This is a genomic window from Rhizorhabdus sp., assembly GCF_018006725.1.
Lineage (GTDB): Bacteria > Pseudomonadota > Alphaproteobacteria > Sphingomonadales > Sphingomonadaceae > Rhizorhabdus.
Window position 1 is genome coordinate 1 of sequence record NZ_JAGMXV010000367.1, and the last position, 3,750, is coordinate 3,750.

At 67.9% G+C, this 3,750-nt stretch carries 3 protein-coding genes; all 3 read right to left on the reverse strand.

The annotated features are described in order from the left end of the window. Positions 1-2,160 (reverse strand): heavy metal translocating P-type ATPase (locus KAY22_RS26120; protein ID WP_296626010.1); only part of this gene is annotated, 2,160 nt, incomplete at its 3' end. A gap of 395 nt (positions 2,161-2,555) precedes the next feature. Beyond that, positions 2,556-3,500 carry a copper homeostasis membrane protein CopD gene (gene copD / locus KAY22_RS26125; protein ID WP_007406374.1) on the reverse strand — a complete coding sequence of 315 codons (945 nt, stop codon included), beginning with the start codon at positions 3,498-3,500 and terminating at the stop codon, positions 2,556-2,558. 4 nt (positions 3,501-3,504) lie between these two features. Beyond that, on the reverse strand, positions 3,505-3,750 hold a 246-nt coding region (locus KAY22_RS26130; protein ID WP_296626011.1), incomplete at its 5' end, for a copper resistance protein CopC.

A 3,750-nucleotide genomic window follows, 5' to 3' on the forward strand; every position in this document is an offset into this window, starting at 1 on the left:
GCTGAGCCGCCGCGCCCGGACGATGCCAGTCAGGTCGCCCTTGAGCAGCGTGACGCCAGCGCTCTCGATCGCGACGTCGGTGCCGGAACCCATGGCGATGCCGACGTCGGCGGCGGCCAACGCGGGGGCGTCGTTGACACCGTCGCCGGCCATGGCGACGACCCGCCCCTCGCGCTTGAACCTGGCGACCACGGCGCTCTTCTGATCGGGCAGCACCTCGGCTTCGACCTCGTCGATGCCCAGGCGTCGGGCGACCGCTTCCGCGGTCGTGCGGTTGTCGCCGGTCAGCATGACCACGCGAATGCCCTCCGCCTTGAGCGCGGCGAGCGCTTCTGGTGTCGTGGCCTTCACCGGATCGGCGATCGCGAAGGCGCCGCCGACTGTGCCGTCGACCCCGATGAAGATCGCGGTGGCGCCATCCCGGCGCAGCGCGTCGGCCTGGCTGGCGAGCGCATCGGTCGCAACCCCTTTGTCGGCAAGGAACTGCGCATTGCCGAGGACGATGCGCCGCCCTTCGACCGTGCCGAGCGCGCCGCGCCCGGTCGGCGAGTCGAAGTCGATGACGTCGCTCGTGACGATGCCGCGATCCTTCGCGGCCTCGACGATTGCCAACGCGAGCGGATGCTCGGACGCCCGCTCGACCGAGGCGGCAAGACGCAGCAGCTCGGCTTCGTCGAAGCCGGGCGCCGGCACGACCTGGGTGACGGCAGGCCGGCCTTCGGTCAGCGTGCCTGTCTTGTCGACGACGAGAGTGTCGACCTTCTCCATATGCTCGAGTGCTTCGGCATTTTTGATGAGGACACCGAGCCCGGCGCCGCGGCCGACCCCGACCATGATCGACATCGGCGTTGCCAGCCCCAGTGCGCAGGGACAGGCGATGATCAGCACGGCGACCGCCGCCACCAGCCCATAGGCGAAGCGCGGCTCGGGACCCCAGATGCCCCAGGCGATGAACGCGACGGCCGCGACCGCGATGACCACGGGCACAAACCAGCCCGACACCTGATCGGCCATGCGCTGGATCGGCGCGCGCGAGCGCTGCGCCTCAGCGACCATCTGGACGATGCGTGCGAGCATGGTATCGCGGCCGACCTTGTCGGCGACGATCACCAGCGCACCGGTCTGGTTGAGCGTGCCGCCGATCACTGTGTCGGCCTTTGCCTTGGTGACGGGCATGGATTCGCCGGTGACCATCGACTCGTCGAGCGAGGAGCGGCCGTCCTCGACTACGCCGTCGACCGGCACCTTCTCGCCCGGCCGCACCCGCAGGCGGTCGCCCACCGCAACCAGATCAAGGCTGATTTCCTCTTCGTTCCCATCAGAACCGATCCGGCGCGCGGTCTTTGGTGCAAGGTTGAGCAGCGCCTTGATCGCGCCCGAGGTGCGTTCCCGCGCGCGCAGTTCGAGCATCTGGCCGAGCAGCACGAGGACGGTGATCACCGCGGCCGCCTCGAAATAGACGGCAACCATGCCGTCCTCGCCGCGGAAGGCCGGCGGGAACAGCTGAGGCGCGAGCGTCGCGATGACGCTGTAGATCCAGGCGACCCCGGTCCCCATCGCGATCAGGGTGAACATGTTGAGGTTGCGGGTCTTGAGCGAGGCCCAGCCACGCTCGAAGAACGGCCAGCCCGCCCAGAGCACGACAGGCGTCGCCAGCACGAACTGGATCCATACCGAGGTCGACATCGGCACGAGGCGATGGATCGCGGGAAAGACATGCGCGCCCATCTCGAGGATCAGCACCGGGAGAGCCAGCACGAGGCCGACCCAGAAGCGCCGCGTGAAATCGACTAGCTCGTGGCTGGGGCCGCTGTCGGCGGTCACGGTCGCGGGTTCGAGCGCCATGCCGCAGATCGGACAGGACCCGGGATGGTCCTGGCGGATCTCGGGATGCATCGGGCAGGTCCAGATCGTGCCTTCGGGCGCCGCGACCGGCGGCGTCGGCGGGCCGAGATAGCGCTCGGGATCGGCGATGAATTTGGTCCGGCAGCCCGCGCTGCAGAAATGATAGCTTTCACCGCTATGCTCGGCGTGATGCGCCGTGGTCGCCGGGTCGACGGTCATGCCGCAGACCGGGTCCTTGACGCCGGTCGCCGCTTTAGCGGTGCCGTGGCCGCCGCAGCAACCGCCGCCATGCGCCGCTCCATGTGTCTCGTTCATCGCCTCGCTCCTTTCGACGCCTGACGATCTAGGGTCTGACACCGTGTCAGGGTCAATACGTAATCGCCTAAGTGGCCAAATCGGCGGGCCCGTTCGCTTGGCCGCCATCAGGCCGGGGAGCACGCCGTCGGCATTGGGCTGGGTATCGTCGATGCCATCGAGCCCGCTGCACGGTCAGGCGGAAGGCGAGCCGCATGAGACCCGTGCTGGCGGCCATAATCGGCGATTACCAGGCGCCAATCCGGGCGCAGCATGGCAAGCATGGCGGCACGCCACCGCTTCTCCCGCGCCCACAGGCGGATCGCGCGATCATAGTCTTTCGTCGATCCAGTCCCGCGCGGCGGGGTGTACGATTGCATTGGCTTCTCCCAACGCGAGGCGTTCGAAACGATAAACTACATCGACATGGGTGGCGACAGTGTCCCCAGCCAGGCGACCAGCCCGAGAATGACGATCGCAAGACCGCCTTCGACGACGAGGCTCGCGCGCAGCAGCGCCTGCGCCCGTGGCGCGTCCTCTTCCTCGATCGCCTGCGCAAGTGCCGGGGTCAGGCGATAACGGTTGAGCGCGGCCAGGCCCAGCATGCCGGCGAACAGCAGCAGCTTGGCGATGAGCAGCAGGCCGTAGGTCGACTGCCCGAGCGAGGCGATGTTGCCCGGACCGACGAGGAACCAGCCGTTCACCGTCCCGGTCAGGATCAGCAGGGCGACGATGATCGTGCCGACGAGGGAGAAGCCCCGCAACGCTTCCTCGGCGAGCGTGACCCGGTCCATGTCTTGAGCGGCGAGATCGTCGGTTGCGAGCCTGGGAAGTACCAGCGCGAGGAATGCGGCAAGCGCGCCGACCCAGGCGCCGGCGGCGAGCAGATGGATGAGATCGGCCCCCAGTTGCAGCCAGCCCGCCTCGCCTTCGCCAGCCGCGCCATGCCCACTCCAGGCGAGGGTCGCGAGTGCGACCGCGCCTGCCAGAGTGGAGGCGATGAAGGCAGGACGGGATTGCCGGCGATAGAAGGGGATGGAGAGCAGAAGAACGAGGAGCGCGACGAGGCGCGCCTTCAGCGCCGTTCCCATGGACGTGCCGTTGAACAGCTCTGCGACCATGGAAAGATCAGGCTGGGTGAGCGGCAGCCCGGTCATGGCCGCTGCCTGCAACGCGAACCCCAGCGCCGACAGCAGGAGGGCGAGACAGGCGAGACCGGCCACCATTGCTACCATCGGCAGATGCCGCTGTACCATCCGGCCGCCGCCGGGCGCATAGAGCGCGAACAGCGGCAGGCCGAACAACAGGCCGAGATCGACGTAGAGCGCCCAGCGGACGGCGACGAGTGCCACGTCGTTCATGGCGTCACTTGACGGTAAAGGCGAGATTGCCCTGGATGCGGTGCGTGTCGGTCGAGACGACGTGCCAGGCGACCTGATAGCTGCCCGCCATGAGCGGCTTGGCGAGCGTCAGCACGAGCGTCTTGTCGCCTTCGACGGACGTCTTGAAGCCGGTTACCGCCATGCGGTGGTTGGGCATGCCGGGCATGCCGGTCATCACGATCTCGGCGCCCGACAGCTTCGGCATCAGACCTTCACTGAAGGTGAGCGT